Here is a 19,079-nt window from a genome sequence, read left to right as displayed (position 1 = left end):
AAGGAGAAATAATGACTACAGAAGAAATTAAACAAGGAAAACCACTTTCCCCTACGGCTCAAAAAGTCATGAACATTGCTTCAATTCTCGGAGCAATTGCGACAGTGGTCTTTATCGTTTGGGCATGGCAAAAAGGACTCTTCACGTCACAAGAGACGTTATCAGCCTATATGCTTCAAGCGGGAATTTGGGGCCCACCAATCTTTATCTTTTTACAAATCTTACAAACCGTTGTTCCAATCATTCCAGGAGCACTCACTAGTATTGCTGGTGTTTATATTTACGGAAACTGGGTTGGAAACATTTATAACTACATCGGTATTGTGATTGGATCAATCATTGCCTTCTATCTTGCAAGACAATACGGTCAGCAATTCGTAAAATCAATGGTTAGTGAACATACGTATAATCGCTATATCAGTTGGTTAGATAAAGGACAATGGTTCGACTACTTCTTTGCATTCATGATGTTCTTCCCTGTTTCACCGGATGACTTCTTATGTATGCTTGCTGGTTTAACAAAGATGACTTATAAGAAATTCATTATTATCATCTTAGTCTTTAAACCATTTACACTGGCTGCCTACACAATCGGCCTACGATTTATTATCGACTGGGTCTGGGCATTCTTCCAATAAGCAAAAACAAACCCTTGAGAAATTTTCTCAAGGGTTATTTTTTATGTTAATCTTTCTTTTTAAAGACTTGAACAGTTGCAAGAACAATTCCACTAATAAATACGCTGAGTGTTAAAATAATACCCGCTAATAATAGAGGATTTTTGCTTAGGCTTCTTAACCAGTTCGCAAATGTTCCGGAATCTTCTTCACCATCAAAAACCTTTATACTATTATTCGAACTATTGTTTGAACTTTCTTCAGAAGTTGTGATTTCGTTAGAAATCAACGAAACTTTATATACATTACTTCTAATTTCTTGTGTAAGGACAGGAATCAAGTTTTCAATTACAATCTCATCTCCAACCAACTTATAAGTTGGTTTTTGATTTCCTTTTGTTAAAATTTGAATATCTTTATCAAGTTTAAATTTCTGCCCATCGATCTCATGTTCACCAGCTTTTAGAAGTGTCTCTACTTTAAATTCTGTATAGGCTTTTTCTAATAGCGCATTTCCATATTGAGAACGATAATTTGCACTTGTAATATAATCCCACCAATCTCCAACACCCATTACAACTTCAATTACTCTTAAATCACCATGTTTCGCAGTAACTAAGTGATTTAATTGTGCTGTGGGCGATGAACCCGTTTTTATACCATCCACATTAAAATATCCATGTTTCATACCCGGAATCATATAATTAAGTGTGTAGAAAGTTTCTTCAACCTCAGTTCCTTCCATTGTTGTAACTGCTGGTTCTTTAGTGAATTCTAATAACTTTGGATAATTTTTAAGAAAATAATATGTCAGAGTAGCCAAATCACGAGCAGTGGTAACATTATTTAAGTCTTCAACCCCCTCCGGATTATATAACCCACGGAAAGAAGAAATATTTGCACCGCTAGCATTATAAAACTTTGTACTGGTCATTCCTAATTCTTTTGCCTTGTTATTCATCATCTCAATGTATTTAGCTTCCGATTCGCTAATGGCATGAGATAACATGACGGTAGCAACATTAGAAGAAGGATATAACATCAACGACAATAGTTCTCGTACTGGGTATTCTATTCCTACAACAATTTTATTGTTACTGATATCAGGAATAGTAGAAATAGCACGGTCGTTTTCTGTAGCAACAATTTTTGTGTCTAAAGAAATTTTCCCTTTTTCAACGGCTTCAAATACAAGATAAGCCGTCATTACTTTAGTTAAACTAGCAGGATCTCTTTCTAAATCAATATTATCACCATAAATTATTTGCCCAGTTTCCGCATCAACAACAATAGCACTAGCTGGTCTATAATTTTCATCATAATCATATCCATATTTACTAGTAATTTCATATAAGTCCTCATGATCATATGAAGATTTATTGACTTCTGCATTTGCATTGTGTTCTGTCTGATTTTCTTGAACTAAAGTTGTTTGTTCAGTAGTTTCAGATGCAGTCTCCTCTTCAGCAGCAATTGGCGCTAAAGCAGAAAGTGCGAATGCACATGTCATTAATCCCAAAAGAAACTTAAATTTACGTTTTTCCATTCCTATCCTCCTTATAATTCAATTTATTTTACAAAGAAATTCTTAAGATTTCAAATAGAAAGAAGCAAAATCGTAACATTTTTGTAATCTTTACGAAATTTGCTTCCAACTTTTTTCAACATTGTTCATTAAATTGTTGAGACGTTCCACTCTTCTTTCTAATATCGAGAAAATCAAAACATTCTCATCATCTAACTCAATCGTGCCAAGTGCAATTCCAGCTTGTTTTAATTTTGCCGAAACACACTCTAAATACTCTGATACAGAGCAATCTACAGAACAAGTCTGTAGTTCTTGTTGAGCGATTCTTTTTAATAGCTTTAATCGTGGGAGTTTGCTCGCTAAAATACTTGCATTATCTCTCCAATAAATCTGAGTCGCATAGGCTTCTTTCTCCAGCGTTAAGAGCATTAACAACCAGTAATCATCTTGTGCCTCTTCTAATAGTTCTGCGTATTCATCATTCCAACTATGATTATCCTCACGTAGTTCTTCAATCAATAAATCAGAATTATCAAAATAACTCTCTAAAAGTTGTCTAATAGGTTCACTATGACCAGTAATGATATCAGCAATTTGATGATAAGCTTCCTCATCAGAATCACTATCCACTTCCACAGATTCACTATAAAACGTTTCTTCCATTTCAAAGTCATCTTTACGTTTATTTTTTCGATTAAATAACCACATAGGTCGCGCCTCACTTTGACTGAGTTCTTTTCCATAGTATATCAAACATATTCCGAAGAATAAATACGAAAAACAAAAAAGCAGAAAGATTTCTCCTTCTGCTCGTTAATAATTCTAAATTGAATCTCCGTTAAAAATTGAGTTTTTAACGATGACATAATCTACTTTGCGGATGGCTTCAATATCTTTACCACCTGCATAAGAGATTGATGATTGTAAGTCTTGTTGCATTTCAATAAGCGTATCTTGCAACGATCCTTTATAAGGAACGACAATTTTCTTACCTTCAACGTTCTTACGTTCACCTTTTTGAAATTCTGACGCACTACCGAAATACTCTTTATAAAGCATTCCATTTACTTCAACTGTTTTACCTGGAGACTCTTCGTGACCAGCAAATAATGATCCGATCATGACCATAGTTGCACCAAAACGAATGGATTTAGCGATGTCCCCGTGAGTACGGATTCCCCCATCTGCAATCAATGGTTTACGTGCAGCTTTTGAGCACCAACGTAGTGCAGCAAGTTGCCATCCACCAGTACCAAAACCTGTCTTAATTTTAGTAATACATACTTTACCAGGTCCAATCCCTACTTTAGTAGCATCAGCCCCAGCGTTTTCTAATTCACGAACGGCTTCTGGAGTACCTACGTTACCTGCGATCACAAATGACTCTGGTAAATGTTTTTTAATATGCTTAATCATGTCAATCACTGAATTAGAATGACCATGCGCAATATCAATTGTAATGTAATCAGGAACAATTCCATTCTCTTTTAATTCTACAATAAAATCATATTCTTGAGGTTTTACACCCACACTAATTGATGAGATTAATCCACGTTCTTTCATTCGTTTTACAAATGGTAAACGACTAGCTTCATCAAAGCGGTGCATAATATAAAAATATCCGTTTTCTGCTAAAAATTCAGCAACAGATTCATCAATAACGGTTTGCATGTTAGCAGGAACCACCGGTAATTTAAAGGTGTGTTTCCCTAATTTAACCGTAGTATCACACTCCGAACGACTATTTACAATACATTTATTTGGGATTAATTGAATATCCTCATAATCGAATGCATTTAATTCAAACATTTAACATCCTCCTAATTCGTTAATGCGTACTCATGTAGTATACATGAATTCTTGTGAAAATGCATTAAATTCTTTTCAGAATCTTTCAAAAAATTCTTGAATGAAGGCAAACAAAAAAGCCTAGACAAACCTAGGCTATAAAAGTATTGATTAGTCTTTTCTGCTTCCGAATAGACGTAAGATATCTAAGAAGATATTGATGAAGTCTAGGTATAATTCTAACGCACCTAGAATCGCAATCCCTTCTAATGCTGATTGTCCTTCGTAGTAGTCATACATATTTTTTAATTTTTGAGTATCGTACATTGTTAACACGATAAAGATTAATAATGAGATACCAGACATAATCAATTCAACTAATGAACTATGGAAGAAGAACAAGTTAATCAAGCTAGCAATGATTAACCCTAGTAAAGCTCCCATTGCTTGACGGCCAAAACTTGTTAAGTCTTTCTTCGTTGTAAATCCAACGATTGATAAACCTGCGAATAACGCACAAGTAGAAATAAACGCTTGTACGATACTTCCTAACTCATAAACTTGTGTTACTATGAAGAATGTAAATCCTGTTAATGCTGCATATAAACAATATGAAACAATATAACGAATTGGTCTACCAAGTTCTTCATAATTTGGACGCATTACAAATACAAGTACTAATTGTGCAATAAAAATAATCCACATTCCGTATCCATGAGTCATAATCATGAAATCGAAGAATGCACTATATAAAGCAGGAATTGTACTGAATAAGTAAGCAACTAAAGCAGAGATTGCTAGACCTCCAAACATCCAAGCATATACTTTCATGAAAAATTGATTGCGGCCAGCAATACTAGATTCAACACCATAATGATTATTTTCCATTATTTCGCCTCATTTCGAATTTTATTATAGATATATTATAGCATATCTTTTACTAAACCGTAAATAAATTGTTCTGGTTCAAATGGTTGTAAATCGTCCATTTGCTCCCCTAATCCGATAAATTTCACCGGAATGTTTAATTCATGACGAATTGATAGGATTACCCCACCTTTTGCAGTTCCGTCTAATTTTGTCAAGATGAGCCCTGTAATGTTAATTGTCTCCCCGAATTGTTTCGCTTGAACAAGAGCGTTTTGACCAGTCGTTGCATCTAACACTAATAATGTTTCATCAGCACCAGTCTCAATTTCACGAGAAATAATACGATTCATCTTCTCTAACTCTTTCATCAAGTTCACTTTGTTTTGAAGACGACCAGCTGTATCGATTAATAAGTAATCGAAGTTTTCTTCTTTAGCTTTCTTAATCGCATCAAATACAACAGATGATGGGTCTCCGCCTTCACGACCGGAAACGACAGGAACTCCTACACGTTCACCCCATACTTCCAATTGTTGAATCGCACCAGCACGGAATGTATCTCCTGCAGCGAGTAAAACTTTATTACCTTCTTGTTTTAATCTCCAAGCGATTTTACCAATGGTTGTTGTTTTACCAACCCCATTCACGCCGACAAACATTAACACAGTAGGACGACCTTCTGCTTTCTTCAATGCAGATAAGTTGTCTTCCCCTTTTTCGTAAATGTCGACCATCTTCTCAATGATGACCTCTTTTACTTGACCAGAAGTCGTTGCATTTTGCAGACGAACTTCATCACGTAAGGCATCTGTAATGGCTAAAGTCATTTCAAAACCAACGTCTGATGAAATAAATGTTTCTTCTAAATCTTCAAAGAAGTCTTCGTCAATTTCTCTGAAGTCTGCTAGGAATTCGTTTAAACGATCTGAGAAACTACGACGCGTTTTCTCCATCCCTTTGTCATATTTCTCAATGACAATCGACTCTTTCGTCTCCTCATGTTTAATGACTTCATCTTCACCGGTAAAGGCACGTTTAATTCGATCAAATAATCCCATGTTTTCCCCTCACTTTACGCTTGTTTATTCATTTCTAAAATATGGTAAATGGCCTGCGCAACACCTGATTCTTCATTCGTTGCTGTAACATATTTTGCCACATCTTTGACTTCTTTCGAACCATTGCCCATCGCAACTGGATATCCTACCGTAGTCAGCATTGGTAAATCATTTTCTTCGTCCCCACATGCTGCCATTTCATCCAACGAAATACCAAGAATTTCTCCAAGCATACGAAGACCGTTTCCTTTTGAAACATGTTTAGGAACGACTTCTAATAAGAATGTTCTTGATTTCATACAGTTGAAGCGTTCGAAGAATTCTTTCGGTAATTTTGAAATTCCTTCATCCAAGATATCTTGAGCGATACAAAGAACAGCTTTATTAAAGATGTGTCCTTCTTCAAAATCTTCTGGATTCTTTTGTTCAAATGTAATTGGATGTGGTAATGTGTTATAAATTGACGGACGTCCTTCTGGAGGCGTTGGCTCGTAAGCTCTCACCGTATCAATCATAACTAATGGAAGACCAACTTTTGTGACTTCTTCATGGCAATACTTCATATCTTCAACAGTATGTCCTGTTTCATAGACGATTACTCCATGTTTTGTTTTTTGAATTAAACCACCATTGAAGTTAATCGCGTAATCATCGTCCCCCATTAAGTCTAATTCTTCCAGTAAGTGAACAATACTTACAATTGGTCGACCAGTACAAAGAACCACTTTAATCCCATTTTCTTTGGCCAATTTAATGGCTTTTTTATTTTCTTCTGTTATTTTCTTTTCACCAGTTAATAATGTTCCATCTAAATCTAGTGCAATTAATTTAATCAACTATAAAACTCCTTTAAGCATTTCTGCTTTCATTATACGCTTATTGAACGTATCGCTTATAGTATACCACAAAACAAGCCATTCGTATTAAAAAAATAAGAGGTAGCACACGTTTGCCACCTCTTATTTCCTATTTTGCTTCTTCTAATTCATCGAAGTCTTCAAACTTAACTGAAGCAAGTTTTGAGACCCCAGACTCTTGCATCGTTACGCCATACAATACATCGGCTTCTTCCATCGTACCACGACGGTGCGTAATTACGATGAATTGCGTACGGTTTGTAAATTCTTTTAGGTAACGACCATAACGCGCTACGTTTGCCTCATCCAGTGCTGCTTCAACCTCATCGAGTAAGCAGAACGGAACTGGCTTCACTTCTAAGATTGCAAAGAGTAATGCAATCGCAGTAAAGGCACGTTCCCCACCAGAAAGTAAGCTGAGTGATTGAAGCTTCTTACCAGGCGGTTGAGCAATAATCTCAATCCCTGTCTCAAGTAAGTTATCTGGATCCGTTAACTCAAGCGTTGCACGACCACCACCAAATAAGCGTGGGAATGTGCGCTCAAATTGAGTACTTACGGCATCAAACGTTGTCTTGAAGCGTGTAGTTACTTCCTCGTCCATTTCCGTAATCGTTTCTTCCAGCGTTTGTTTTGCTTCTAGTAAATCTTGTTGTTGAGCAGTTAAGAATGTGAAACGTTCTTGTACCGCTTCAAACTCTTCAATCGCTAATAAGTTTACTGCACCCATTTGTTCAATTTGTTGTTTTAGGCTACGAACGAGTTTAGAAGCTTCTTCAATCGACATATCGAGTGTTGTTTTAGCAATTGCTGCTTCAAACGTTAATTCGTATTCTTCACTCAAGTACGTTAATTTTTGGTCAATCGAGATTTCGAAACGATTCGCTTTTGTTTCTAATCGTGTTTGATTTTTCAACTGATCTTGTAATTGATGTTGCGCTTGAGTTCTAGCAGCTTCTGACTGTTTTACATGAATTTCAAGGGCAGCACGCTCATCACGTAATTCCTTAATCAGTGCATCTAATTCATCCACTTGACCTTTTAACGCATCATACTCTTCTTGAATCTTCGCGTAAATCGCTTCGTCTTCCTCTTGGTTACGAGACTGTTCCGATTTCTTAGAATGTAATAATTCAATTTGATCTTCTAAGCGAGTTTTTTGAAGTTTCGTTTGATGAATTTCACGTTTTTCTTGGTTAAATTGCTCTTGTACACGAGCACGATTGGTTCCAAGTTCTTGCAATTCTTTTTGCTTTTCTTGAATTTGTTGAGTCTTATCTTCATTCGATAATTGAAGGTAATCCAATTCTTTTTTCAAGGATGCATTTGCTTTTTGAAGAGCCACCAATTTCTCATGGTTTTCAACATATTGCTCTTCCAATTGCTCATATGCTTCAATGAGTTCATCCATTTCAAATTGGTTTGCTTGTTGAATACGCTTATGCTTTTGAACTTCTTCAAGAGCAAATCTTGATTGGAATTCTAATTGGTTTAGGGTTTGTTCCAATTGAGTATGACTTACATTTAATTCGCGATACTCTTCTTCTAGCTTGTTCTTTTCAGCTGTCACTTTTTGGAACTGTGCTGATAATTTTTCGTATTCAGCCTTCGCTTCTTCAAATTGCTTCGTCACAGTTTCTAGTTGACTGTTACGTCGAACGAGTGATTGTTGACCAGAGTTTTTAGAAGCTCCCCCTGTCATCGAACCACCTGCGTTTACGACATCTCCTTCAAGTGACACAATACGATAACGATAACCGAGTTGTTTTGCTAATAGTTGTGCTACTTGTAAGTTGTTCGTCACAAGTGTAGTTCCAAGTAAGTTTTTGATAATCGAAGCATATTTATTATCCGTTGAAACAAGTTCACTTGCGATACCAATAAAGCCGTCTACTTTTTTCGCTTGGTTTAATACCGTATCTGGTACTTGTTTTTCTTTAATAATTGATAATGGTAAGAACGTTGCACGGCCTAAACGATTCGTCTTCAAGTACGTAATCGCTTTGGCAGCAGCCTTCTCATCTGTTACTACAATATGCTGGCTCGTCGCTCCTAGCGCAATATCGATGGCTGTCGTTAATTTCTCGTCTACACGGATCAGTTCCGCTACAGAATTCACCACACCTGGCAACTCAGATTTGTGTTTCAGAACTTCACGAACCCCTTGATAATAACCAGCGTAGTCTTCAGAAACTTGTTTTAAGCTTCGAACCGTCGCTTGTAATTGTTGAAGATGGCGTTCTTTTTCCATACCTTCACTTGAAAGAGTTGCATGTTCCTCATTCACTTTTGCTAATTTTTCTCTTAGCTGCGAAAGTCTTTTCTCAGAAGCGGCTTCTTCTTTAGTGAGTTCTTCAATTTTCTCAACAAAGTGGTTTGCTTTTTCTTCTAAAGCACGATGTTCTTCATCAAAAGAATCAAAACGCTCCGTCATTTTTTCTTGAGTGTTTTGGTTTACTTCCATTGACTTCTCAAGGTTCTTCTCTTGGTTCATTAAACGTGAGATTTCTTGTAATTGCTCAATATAACGATTTTGAAGCTCTTTAACGCTTTCCTCGTTACTTTGACTCAATTGGTCTAACTCTTCGACTAATTGGCTCCAAGCCTCTTCTACGTTCTTTAATTCAACCTTACGTTCTACTTGATTCTTTTCAAGAAGAGTTAATTTGGCTTCTACTTCTTCTAACTCACGAAGAGCAGCAGCTAATGCTTCTTGATTTTCCTCATCGCTACGTTCCGCAAATTGACGACGTTGCTCAAAGACTTTTCGTTGACCATCGAGTTGTTCAACTCTTTGGATTAATTCTACGTATTCTTCTTGCTTGGCATCGAGTTCTTCATTACGGGCTTCAAGTTTTACTTGGTTTTCCTCAATATCCACTTGTAGGCTTTCTAATAGCGCTTCTGTTTGCGCTAATTGCTCTTGCAATTGCTCTACTTCTTGAAGGGCTACTTTCCACTGAGCGTTTAATGTCTCGATTTCAACCGCTAAGAGGGCTGTTTCCACATCTTCTAACTGTTCTTTCTTCGAAACGTACGCAATTGCCTTTTCACGTTGTTCTTCCAGCGGTGCTAATTGACCTTCAATTTCATGAAGAATATCTTCCACACGATTCAAGTGATCTTGTGTTTGATTCAATTTACGTTGCGCTTGATTTTTACGGTCTTTGTATTTTAATACTCCAGCCGCTTCTTCAATAATCATTCGACGTTCTTCAGGTTTTTCGTTAAAGATTTGCTCTACTTTCCCTTGCGAAATCAAAGCAAACGAGTCTTTCCCTAACCCTGAGTCCATCATTAAGTCTGTAATGTCTTTCAAACGAACTGGTTTCTTGTTAATTAAGAAATCACTTGCCCCATTACGATTCAACCGACGCGTTAACACGACTTGTGTTTGATCCGTTGCCAACACTTTGTCTTCGTTATTGATATACAGATTCACTTCGGCGATATTCACTGGCTTTCTTGTTTGAGAACCTGCGAAAATAACGTCATCCATCCGTTTCCCACGTAAACTTTTAGCCGATTGTTCCCCAAGAACCCACTTAATCGCTTCAGAAAGATTAGACTTTCCACTACCATTAGGTCCCACAACCGCAGTCACGCCTTTATCGAATTCAATTGTTGTCTTATCGGCAAATGATTTAAATCCCGACATTTCAATTTTTTCTAATTGCATGCTTTAATCCTTTCTTTCTATGAAAGTGAACTCTGTGTTAGTTCTTCCATAGTCAATTTTGCGGCCATTTGCTCGGCTGCCTTCTTCGTTTTACCACTCGCAGTTTTGTATTTCTTCCCATCCACGGTTACTTGAACGGTAAATACTTTATCGTGCGAAGGCCCTTCTTCTTTAATCAATTCATAACGAATATGAACTGTCCCATTTTGTTGCAAGAATTCTTGTAACTCAGTTTTAAAATCAGTAATCAGTTCATAACGTCCATTTTTAATTTTTGGAACAATCACTTGGTCTAAGAAACGTTGTACTTCTTCCATCCCTTTATCAAGATAAAGAGCGCCAATAAATGCCTCGAACACATCACATAAAACAGCTGGCTTTTCACGACCACCGCTCAGTGTTTCTCCTTTTCCGAGTAATAAGTACTCGTTCAGAGAACATTCCTTTGCTAGCATCGATAAGCTATCTTCGCAAACGATTTGTGCTCTTAGTTTCGTTAATTGTCCTTCTTTAAAATGAGGAAATTGTCTAAAAAGCCAATCAGAAATATTCAGTTCTAAAACCGCATCTCCAAGAAACTCAATACGCTCGTTATAGATTCCCTTCATCTCTTTATGCTCATTGGCATACGAAGAGTGAGTCATCGCTTCGACGAGCAATGCCTCGTTGTTAAACGAAATATCGAACTTCTCTTTTAAAATTGCTGAGAGTGCTTTTATCTCTTTCATGATGGCCTCCTGAAAAATTCCTTATCTTCAATATTATACGCGTTTTGGGTTTAGATTACAAATTTACGCCACAAAAAACGGCTTGAATTCAGAGTTTCAAGCCGTTTTAAAATATTATTTACGATAACCTTTGACGCAATATTGATTTTTCTCTTCGTCATAGTTTAATGACTCAACAAGAGTGCGTTGTTGCAGCTGATTTAACTCTTTCGTCTGCGTCACGTCTAACCACTCTTCATAATACGTCATTTGCGCTTTTACTTGTTCTTTTAGGAAAGCTTTTAATCGTTCCACATCTGCTTCATTCACTGCGGAGATTTGAATCGATGGATAAAGATTTGGCTGGAATTCGCCTTCGATTAAGTCTGTCTTATTATAGACTGTCACCATTTGAATTTCTTGCATTTCCAAGTCATTCACTAAATCGATAACCGTCTTTTCATGTAGGGAGAACTGCGCGTTTGACGCATCCACCACATGAACTAATAAATCGACATCGGCACTTTCTTCGAGAGTTGATTCAAATGCATGAATCAATGTTGTTGGTAACTCTTGAATAAATCCTACCGTATCCGTTAGCGTCACTTCAAAGTTTGGAAACAAGTCCACCTGTCTTGTTAATGGATTAAGAGTCGCAAACAATTGGTCCATTTGGTAAGTACCCGCCTGCGTTAATTGATTTAAAATCGTAGACTTTCCAGCATTCGTATATCCAATTAATCCAAGCTGGAACCCGTTTGAACTCTTTCTTTTCTCCCGTGAACGCTCACGGTGTTTCTTGATTTGTTCTAACTGTTCTTCGATATCTTGGATTTGCTTACGAATATAACGTCTATCAGTTTCTAAACGTGTTTCCCCTGGACCACGAGTACCAATTCCCCCACCTTGACGAGACAAGCCTTCTCGTTGACCCGAAAGACGAGGTAGTAAGTAGTTTAATTGCGCGAGCTGTACTTGTAGCTTCCCTTCTTTAGAACGAGCACGCATTGCAAAAATATCTAAAATTAATTGTACACGGTCAATGATACGACAGTTAATCGATTTATTGAGATTTTTCACCATCGACCCTGTGAGCGATTGATAGAATACAACAAGGTCTACTTCTAGTTCGTCAACAAGATGGCTGATTTCTTCCACTTTTCCTTTTCCAACAAGCGTACGTCCACTAATCGACTCACGTTTTTGTGTCACGGTAGCAACTACTTCACCCATCGCTGTATCGACTAATTGCGCCAGCTCTTGGTTAGCATATGCGAAATCCTCGTCCGTTTGCGTCGTTTGCACGCTTACGATTAATACGCGTTCTCTTTGTTCCATTCTATCCCTCCTCTACAAAAGATGATAGTTCTTCTAATAGGTCTTCTTTATCATTTGGATTCTCTAATAAATTCACCCAACGAATGTGCGGTAGTCGATTTCTAAACCACGTTAATTGTCGTTTTGCGTATCGTCTTGAGTTTTGTTGAATGGTCGCAATAATCGCCTCACGCGACTGTTCTCCTTCAAAATACGAAATCCATTCCTTATATCCAATTCCACTAATCGATTGGATATCTAGGCCTTTTGATTTTTCATATAAATCTCTTGCTTCTTCTTCAAGTCCAGCCTCACTCATCAATTCTACACGCAAATTGATGCGCTCATATAGAAGTGCACGATCTGTATTTAAACCAATAATAAACGCATCATAGTGCGGCGTCTTTTGAATTTCTAGGCTTGAAAACTTCTTCCCAGTCGCATGAATGACTTCTAGTGCGCGAATCACCCGTCTAGGATTATTGACCGAAATCTTTGCAGCGGCTTCTGGATCTACGGCATTTAATTCATTCCAAAGTACTTCTGAACCTTTTTCTTCTAGCTCTTGTTCTTTTAATAAACGATAATCCGGATCATTTGAACCCTCACCACTATAATGAAATCCATATAATAGTCCTTCGATATAGAGTCCTGTTCCACCAACGATAATCGGTAGTTTTCCACGACTCGTAATGTCTGCAATAGCTGCTTCGGCCTTCTCTTTAAAGTCACTTGCAGTAAAAGGTTCATCCCACTCACAAATATCTAGCAGGTGGTGAGGAACGCCTTCTTTTTCTTCCTCAGTAACTTTTGCTGTCCCAATATCAAGACCTTTATACACTTGAAGTGAATCTCCATTAATGATTTCGCCATTGAAGTGTTTTGCTAGTTCAATACTGAGAGCTGTTTTTCCTACCGCGGTTGGTCCCACGATAATCATAATTTTTGGTAGCTTATCGCTCATAGTTCTCCTTTAATTGTAACGCCTTTTGCGGATAGTCCGTAAAAATGGCTTCAATCTGTAGTTCAAAGCAACGGTTGATATCTGTATCTTCATTCACTGTCCATACACGTAAAGGCAACTGATTCGTATTCCATTCAAGCGTCCAATCAAGTAACTTCAAATCAGGATGGTATGCTTCTTTTTCAATCATAGCATCACCTTTATTCGCCCACTCCACTGACTCAAAGAGAAGTCCAATTTCTTGAGTTGGATTAATTTTTTTGAGCTCAACTAAAGTATATGGGTTAAAGCTAGAATAAACAATTGCAAATGGCCAAGTCTTGATACCTTGCAGTGCAAGACATTTCTCAACGAGTCCCTCATATTGAATAATATCTGTTTTTAACTCGATATTTAATTGACCATCGAAACCTAACTCTTTTAATAAGTGAAGTACTTCGTCTAGCGTTGGAATCTTCTCGCCAGCAAATCTCTCATTAAACCAACTTCCTGCGTCCAACTCTTTAATTTCTGCTAGTGTTAAGGTTCTGATTTCACCAGTACCATTGGTTGTGCGGTCGACTGTTTCATCATGAATCACGACTAAATGCCCATCCTTTGTTAAATGAACATCGAGTTCAATCCCATCACTTCCAACACGCACTGCTTCCTTAAATGAAGCAAGTGTATTTTCTGGATGAGTCCCTTTACTTCCTCTATGTGCAAAGATTTTTGTCATTTGCGTTCACCTTCTGCTCGTGTATCATTTTCTTGTTTAATTGCGTTTGAAATTTGTAATAATTCTTTTGCATTTTCAAGTGTTAATGCTGTAATCGTCGTACCTGAAAGCATACGCGCGATTTCTTCTGTTCGTTCTACTTCGTCCATCACTTTCAGAATCGTATGCGTACGTTCGCCTTCTTCCACTTTTTCAATATGAATATGCGTATCTGCCATACTTGCCACTTGAGGTAAATGAGTAATACTCAACACTTGAGCGTATTCTGAAATGTAGTGCATTTTAGAAGCAATCGCCTGCGCCACACGTCCGCTGACACCTGTATCCACCTCGTCAAAAATAATCGTTCCAACGAGTTGTTCTTTCGTGAAGATGGATTTCATCGCTAATGTAATACGCGACAACTCCCCTCCAGAGACAATCTTGCTAAGAGGCTTCAATGGTTCCCCTTTGTTCGTTGAAATGTAAAACTCAACAATGTCAATCCCTGTTTCCAGTAAGGCTTCAGTTGTCTCAAATTGAATACCAAATTGCGCATTCTCCATGTATAGTCCGTGCAATTCGCTCACAATATCTGCTTCTAAGCGTTTTGCCACTTCACGACGAATACTTGAAATCTTCTCTGCAATCGCAAATGCTTCAAGAGTAGCTTGTTTCAACACTTTTTCTGTCTCAGCAATCAATGCTTCTTTATTTTCAATCTTATTCAAAGCGTCTCTGGCTTTATCTTGGAAGGCTAGAATTTCTTCTGCATCATCCCCATATTTACGTTTTAATTGATAGTAAACATCAAGACGTTCTTCGATAAAGGCCAGACGTTCTTCGTCAAATTCTGCATTTTCAATTTCATGACGAATCGCACTTGCGGCATCTTGTAATTGATAGTAAGCCTCACTCATTTGCGTAGAAAGTGTCTTAAAGCTTGTTGAAATCGATTCTAGGCTTTCCACTTCACGTGTCGCTTCTCCTATAGCATCGACGCTTGAATACTCTTCTCCTTCAAGAGCTGCAAGAGCTGTTTGAAGTGCCGTTTGGATTTTTTGGAAGTGTGTAAAGTATTCTTTCTCTTCACTTAATTGTTCTTCCTCACCCACATAAATATTGGCTTCTTCGATTTCTTGCAGTTGGAATTTCAACATATCTACGCGTTGTGCGTCTTCTTTTTCCGCCGTTTGCAAGGCTCTAAGCTCTTGTTTTGCAGCAACCACTTTAGCGTATGCTTCATCGTACTCGGCCATTAATGAACCCATTTGATGGTGTGCAAACTCATCTAATAGCCCTAGGTGTTTCTCTTCATTTAATAAGAGGAAATGCTCATTTTGACCATGAATATCGATTAAATAAGGTCCGATTTGTTTAAGGAGCGCAACAGTCGCTAACTGTCCATTAATACGGCAGTTTGATTTCCCGTTTTGCAATAATTCACGTTGAATCATTAATTCATCTTCAACAACTTCAACACCGAATTCTTGCAACTTTTCAACAACAGCTGGATCCTCAATTCGGAATACCCCTTGAATCAAGGATTTTTCTTCACCATAACGAATCATTTCAAGCGATGCACGTTCTCCAATTAATAGGCCCACCGCATCAATAATAATCGATTTACCAGCACCCGTTTCCCCGGTTAATACCGTCATTCCTTTTTCAAACGTACACTGAACTTCTTCGATAATGGCAAAATTCTTAATATAAATCTCTTGAATCAAGTTCGTCACCCTTTACTTTTTTAATCGTTGCGCTTCTTTAACCGTCTCACGCGCGAGTTCTTCAAATGAATGAACCTCACCTGGAGCCGTATTTTTTAAATGCGCTAAAAATTCAATATTCCCACTTCCACCAGTAATTGGTGAATACGTTACTTTCTCGACAGTGAATCCAATTTGTTCACTAAAGCTTAAAATATCTACTAATACATCTTCATGTACTTTTGGATCGCTAACAATTCCTTTTTTCCCGATGCGTTCACGACCTGCTTCGAATTGCGGTTTAATCAATACGAGCACGTCCCCGCCTTCTTTTAGAATTGGTTTTAATGGCGGTAAAATAAGTTTTAATGAGATAAACGATACGTCAATCGAAGCCACATCTGGTTGTCCTTTTGTGAAATCATCTGGTGTGGCAAAGCGGAAATTCATACGCTCCATAACAACGACACGTTCATCTTGGCGAAGTTTATAATCTAATTGGTTATACCCCACATCGAGTGCATAACTTTGTTTAGCTCCATTTTGTAAGGCCGCATCTGTAAAGCCACCTGTAGAAGCACCGATATCAAGTAAAATCTTTCCATCGACACTGACATCGAATTCTTTTAAGGCTTTTTCTAATTTCAAACCGCCACGAGAGACATATTTCAACGGTTCCCCTTTAATCATCAATGAACTCGTTACAGGAATTTTCTCCCCTGGTTTGTCGTATCGATTATGATTCACAGCATCCACAATCTGTCCTGCCATGACAAGACGTTTTGCTTTTTCTCTGGAATCTGTCAATCCTTGTTGGACGACTAGAATATCCACACGTTCTTTTTCCATTTGTTACTCCTATATTTCTAGATACGTTAAAAATTCAACGAGTAGCGCCTTTGTTTGTTGGTTTTCTGGTGAAAACTCAACTTCCTCTAATGCACGCTTACAAGAAGCGATTTCGCTTAGCAATGCTTCTTTTGCGCCTTCTACTCCTAAGAGACTCGGATACGTATTTTTACTTAGTTCTGAATCCTTACCTGTTTCTTTACCAGTTTGCTCACTTGTCCAGCACACATCTTGCAAGTCGTTTTGAATTTGGAATGCTAGACCAAAGTGCGTTGCATAAGATACAAAAGCTTCTTTCATCTTCGAATCATCTACAAAAAGATTTCCAAGACGTACAGCAGCTAGTAATAACTCGCCTGTTTTCTCACGATGGATTTCCTTCATTTGTTCTAAAGTAATCGTCACTTCTTCACTAGCTATATCTTTCATTTGGCCTGAAATCATGCCACTCATACCTGAAGCTGTCGACAAAATCTTCACGGCTTCCACTAATTGATGAGCTTGTAAGTTGGCATTTGCTGCCACTTCGAATGCTAATGTCAGTAATGCATCTCCAGCCAAAATCGCAGTGGCTTCATCAAAAGCCTTATGCACGGTTGGACGACCACGACGAAGGTCATCGTCATCCATCCCTGGTAAGTCATCATGAATGAGTGAATACGTATGAATCATCTCTAAGGCACACGCCAAGTCTAACGCTGCTTCATTTGACGAAGTTCCAGCTGAACCAACCGCAAGTGTCAAGAGCGGTCTAATGCGTTTGCCACCGGATTGAACGGCGTATAACATCGCTTCTTTCAACCTCGCATCTGAAGGTCTTTTTTCAATCAGCTGCGTTAAGTGAAGTGCTACGTCTTGTTGAAGTTGTTGAATAACATCCTTCACCATACGACTATGCCTCTTTTCCTTCTGCGTTCACTGTAATCATTGCACGAACTGTTTCTTCGGCTTTTGTCAATGTTTCATTACAAAATTGGCTTAATTCCATTCCTTCTTTGAACTTATCAAGCGCTTCATCTAAAGGAACATTTCCGCTTTCTAATTGGCTCACGATTTGTTCTAAGGCTCCCATTGCTTCTTCAAATTTCATTTCTTTTTTAGCCATTATAAACTCTCCTTATTTTTTGCTGTGACAGTAGCATTCACTAAACCATCACTAAGTCTGATTTCAATTGGTTGTTCTTCTTCAATTTGGTCAACGGACTTCACGATATCACCGTCTTTAAATACGATACCGTAACCACGCGTCATAATCTTCAACGGACTAAGTAAATCTAATTTCTCCACTAATTGTTGGAATCTGATTTGCTTATCCTGCAAGTAATTTTGATTGCTATCGACTAATTGCTTATGCAACCATTCGAGTTTTTGCTTTTGTTGAATTAATAATTGTTCTGGCGAAACTAATTGCAGGCGGTGCGTAAATTGCATCGACTGTTGTTTGGCCAAATGAAGTCTTTGTTGCATCCCTTGCATCAATTTTAATCGCAATTGATCTACTTGTTGCGCATAGACTTCATACATCCGTTCTGGTTTTACAAAAATACCAGATTTCTCTAGCTTACTTAATAACTCCTTACGAGTATTCAACTGATTAAGCATCGTGGTTTGCAAGCGCCCTGTTAGATTCCCAAGTGTTAAATGGATGTCATTTAAGACCGGGGTTGCAAGTTCTGCTGCGGCAGTTGGTGTCGCTGCACGTTGGTCAGCGGCAAAGTCTGTTAAGGTCGTATCTGTTTCATGCCCCACACTTGAGATAATCGGTAGCGAGAATGAAGCGACACGTCTTACAACTGGTTCTTCGTTAAAGGCCCACAAGTCTTCGATGGAACCTCCACCACGACCAATAATCACCACATCGGCATCCGACTGTTCTACTAAGTCTAAGTTTTTAAGAATGCTTGGAACGGCGTGAACTCCTTGTACCACGGTTGGATATAACACGAGTTGTGCGATTGGAAAACGTCGAGCTACCGTTGTTTGAATATCTCGAATAACAGCACCTGTATCACTCGTTAAAATCGCAATTTTCTTTGGAAATACAGGAATTGGTTTCTTTGGTCCAGCAAATACGCCTTCTTCAGTTAATTTTTTCTTCAACTGCTCGTAGGCTTGATAAAGAGCTCCAACACCATCTGGTTCCATATGCTCGATAATCATTTGGTATTTCCCAGATTTCTCATAAACCGTAACGCGCCCAATCACAAGAACCTTCATTCCTTCTTCTGGTTGGAATTGAATTTTCTTATAGGCACCTTGGAACATTGTTGCAGCGATAATCGCATTTTCATCCTTTAAGTTGAAATACTTATGGACACTATTTTTATTAAAGTTCGAAATTTCTCCCGTCAAATAAACGCGGTCTAAGTGCGGATCACGGTCAAATTTAGTTTTAATATACTTCGTCAACGCGGTGACGGTTAAGTATTCTTGTTCCAT

17 protein-coding genes are annotated in these 19,079 nt (G+C 38.0%); 1 reads left to right on the top strand and 16 read right to left on the bottom strand.

The genetic code is table 11. The features are described from left to right. The first annotated feature begins 11 nt into the window (after positions 1-11). Positions 12-638, top strand: a complete 627-nt coding sequence (locus tag ADH02_RS07975) for a TVP38/TMEM64 family protein (protein ID WP_048784013.1) — start codon at positions 12-14, stop codon at positions 636-638. 46 nt (positions 639-684) lie between these two features. On the opposite strand, the gene ADH02_RS07970 is transcribed toward ADH02_RS07975, so the two are convergent. The 16 genes from ADH02_RS07970 to xseA all read right to left on the bottom strand — a co-directional run bounded on the left by ADH02_RS07970 (position 685) and on the right by xseA (position 19,079). Next, a complete protein-coding gene (locus ADH02_RS07970; protein WP_048784012.1) occupies positions 685-2,163 on the bottom strand; it encodes a serine hydrolase in 1,479 nt (492 codons plus the stop codon). 90 nt (positions 2,164-2,253) lie between these two features. Continuing rightward, positions 2,254-2,853 (bottom strand): DUF6630 family protein, encoded by a 600-nt coding sequence (locus ADH02_RS07965; protein ID WP_048784011.1) that lies wholly within the window; start codon positions 2,851-2,853, stop codon positions 2,254-2,256. 114 nt (positions 2,854-2,967) lie between these two features. Next, positions 2,968-3,954, bottom strand: a complete 987-nt coding sequence (guaC, locus tag ADH02_RS07960; RefSeq protein WP_048784010.1) for a GMP reductase — start codon at positions 3,952-3,954, stop codon at positions 2,968-2,970. Positions 3,955-4,104: 150 nt separating this feature from the next. Beyond that, positions 4,105-4,821, bottom strand: a complete 717-nt coding sequence (locus ADH02_RS07955) for a Bax inhibitor-1/YccA family protein (protein WP_048784008.1) — start codon at positions 4,819-4,821, stop codon at positions 4,105-4,107. Between the two features lie 35 nt (positions 4,822-4,856). Next, positions 4,857-5,861 (bottom strand): signal recognition particle-docking protein FtsY, encoded by a 1,005-nt coding sequence (gene ftsY / locus ADH02_RS07950; RefSeq protein WP_048784006.1) that lies wholly within the window; start codon positions 5,859-5,861, stop codon positions 4,857-4,859. 14 nt (positions 5,862-5,875) lie between these two features. After that, entirely contained in the window at positions 5,876-6,697 is an 822-nt protein-coding gene (locus tag ADH02_RS07945; RefSeq protein WP_048784004.1) for a Cof-type HAD-IIB family hydrolase, read from the bottom strand. Between the two features lie 130 nt (positions 6,698-6,827). Beyond that, positions 6,828-10,397, bottom strand: a complete 3,570-nt coding sequence (smc, locus tag ADH02_RS07940; RefSeq protein WP_048784003.1) for a chromosome segregation protein SMC — start codon at positions 10,395-10,397, stop codon at positions 6,828-6,830. A 17-nt stretch (positions 10,398-10,414) separates the two neighbouring features. After that, positions 10,415-11,125: a ribonuclease III gene (rnc, locus tag ADH02_RS07935; protein WP_048784000.1), complete on the bottom strand. Its 711-nt coding sequence runs from the start codon at positions 11,123-11,125 to the stop codon at positions 10,415-10,417. A gap of 114 nt (positions 11,126-11,239) precedes the next feature. Then, positions 11,240-12,442, bottom strand: coding sequence for a GTPase HflX (hflX, locus tag ADH02_RS07930; protein WP_048783998.1), 1,203 nt, complete (start codon positions 12,440-12,442; stop codon positions 11,240-11,242). A 1-nt stretch (position 12,443) separates the two neighbouring features. Then, positions 12,444-13,385 (bottom strand): tRNA (adenosine(37)-N6)-dimethylallyltransferase MiaA, encoded by a 942-nt coding sequence (gene miaA, locus ADH02_RS07925; protein ID WP_048783995.1) that lies wholly within the window; start codon positions 13,383-13,385, stop codon positions 12,444-12,446. Continuing rightward, positions 13,375-14,103 (bottom strand): glycerophosphodiester phosphodiesterase, encoded by a 729-nt coding sequence (locus ADH02_RS07920; protein ID WP_048783993.1) that lies wholly within the window; start codon positions 14,101-14,103, stop codon positions 13,375-13,377. The genes miaA and ADH02_RS07920 overlap by 11 nt, the downstream gene beginning before the upstream one ends. Continuing rightward, the gene (gene recN, locus ADH02_RS07915; RefSeq protein WP_048783991.1) at positions 14,100-15,821 is read right to left on the bottom strand and encodes a DNA repair protein RecN; all 1,722 of its coding nucleotides are present in this window, start codon (positions 15,819-15,821) and stop codon (positions 14,100-14,102) included. The genes ADH02_RS07920 and recN overlap by 4 nt, the downstream gene beginning before the upstream one ends. Before the next feature lie 3 nt (positions 15,822-15,824). Next, complete coding sequence (locus ADH02_RS07910) at positions 15,825-16,640, bottom strand: TlyA family RNA methyltransferase (RefSeq protein WP_048783989.1); 816 nt, start codon at positions 16,638-16,640, stop codon at positions 15,825-15,827. Positions 16,641-16,649: 9 nt separating this feature from the next. Then, positions 16,650-17,528 (bottom strand): polyprenyl synthetase family protein, encoded by an 879-nt coding sequence (locus tag ADH02_RS07905; RefSeq protein ID WP_048783987.1) that lies wholly within the window; start codon positions 17,526-17,528, stop codon positions 16,650-16,652. 4 nt (positions 17,529-17,532) lie between these two features. Further along, positions 17,533-17,745 (bottom strand): exodeoxyribonuclease VII small subunit, encoded by a 213-nt coding sequence (xseB, locus tag ADH02_RS07900; protein WP_048783986.1) that lies wholly within the window; start codon positions 17,743-17,745, stop codon positions 17,533-17,535. Continuing rightward, complete coding sequence (xseA, locus tag ADH02_RS07895; protein WP_048783984.1) at positions 17,745-19,079, bottom strand: exodeoxyribonuclease VII large subunit; 1,335 nt, start codon at positions 19,077-19,079, stop codon at positions 17,745-17,747. The genes xseB and xseA overlap by 1 nt, the downstream gene beginning before the upstream one ends.

This window comes from Streptococcus sp. 263_SSPC (assembly GCF_001071995.1).
Taxonomy (GTDB): Bacteria; Bacillota; Bacilli; order Lactobacillales; family Aerococcaceae; genus Granulicatella.
Note: the sequence above shows the minus strand (reverse complement) of the source record. Positions and strands in the feature narration are given on the sequence as shown.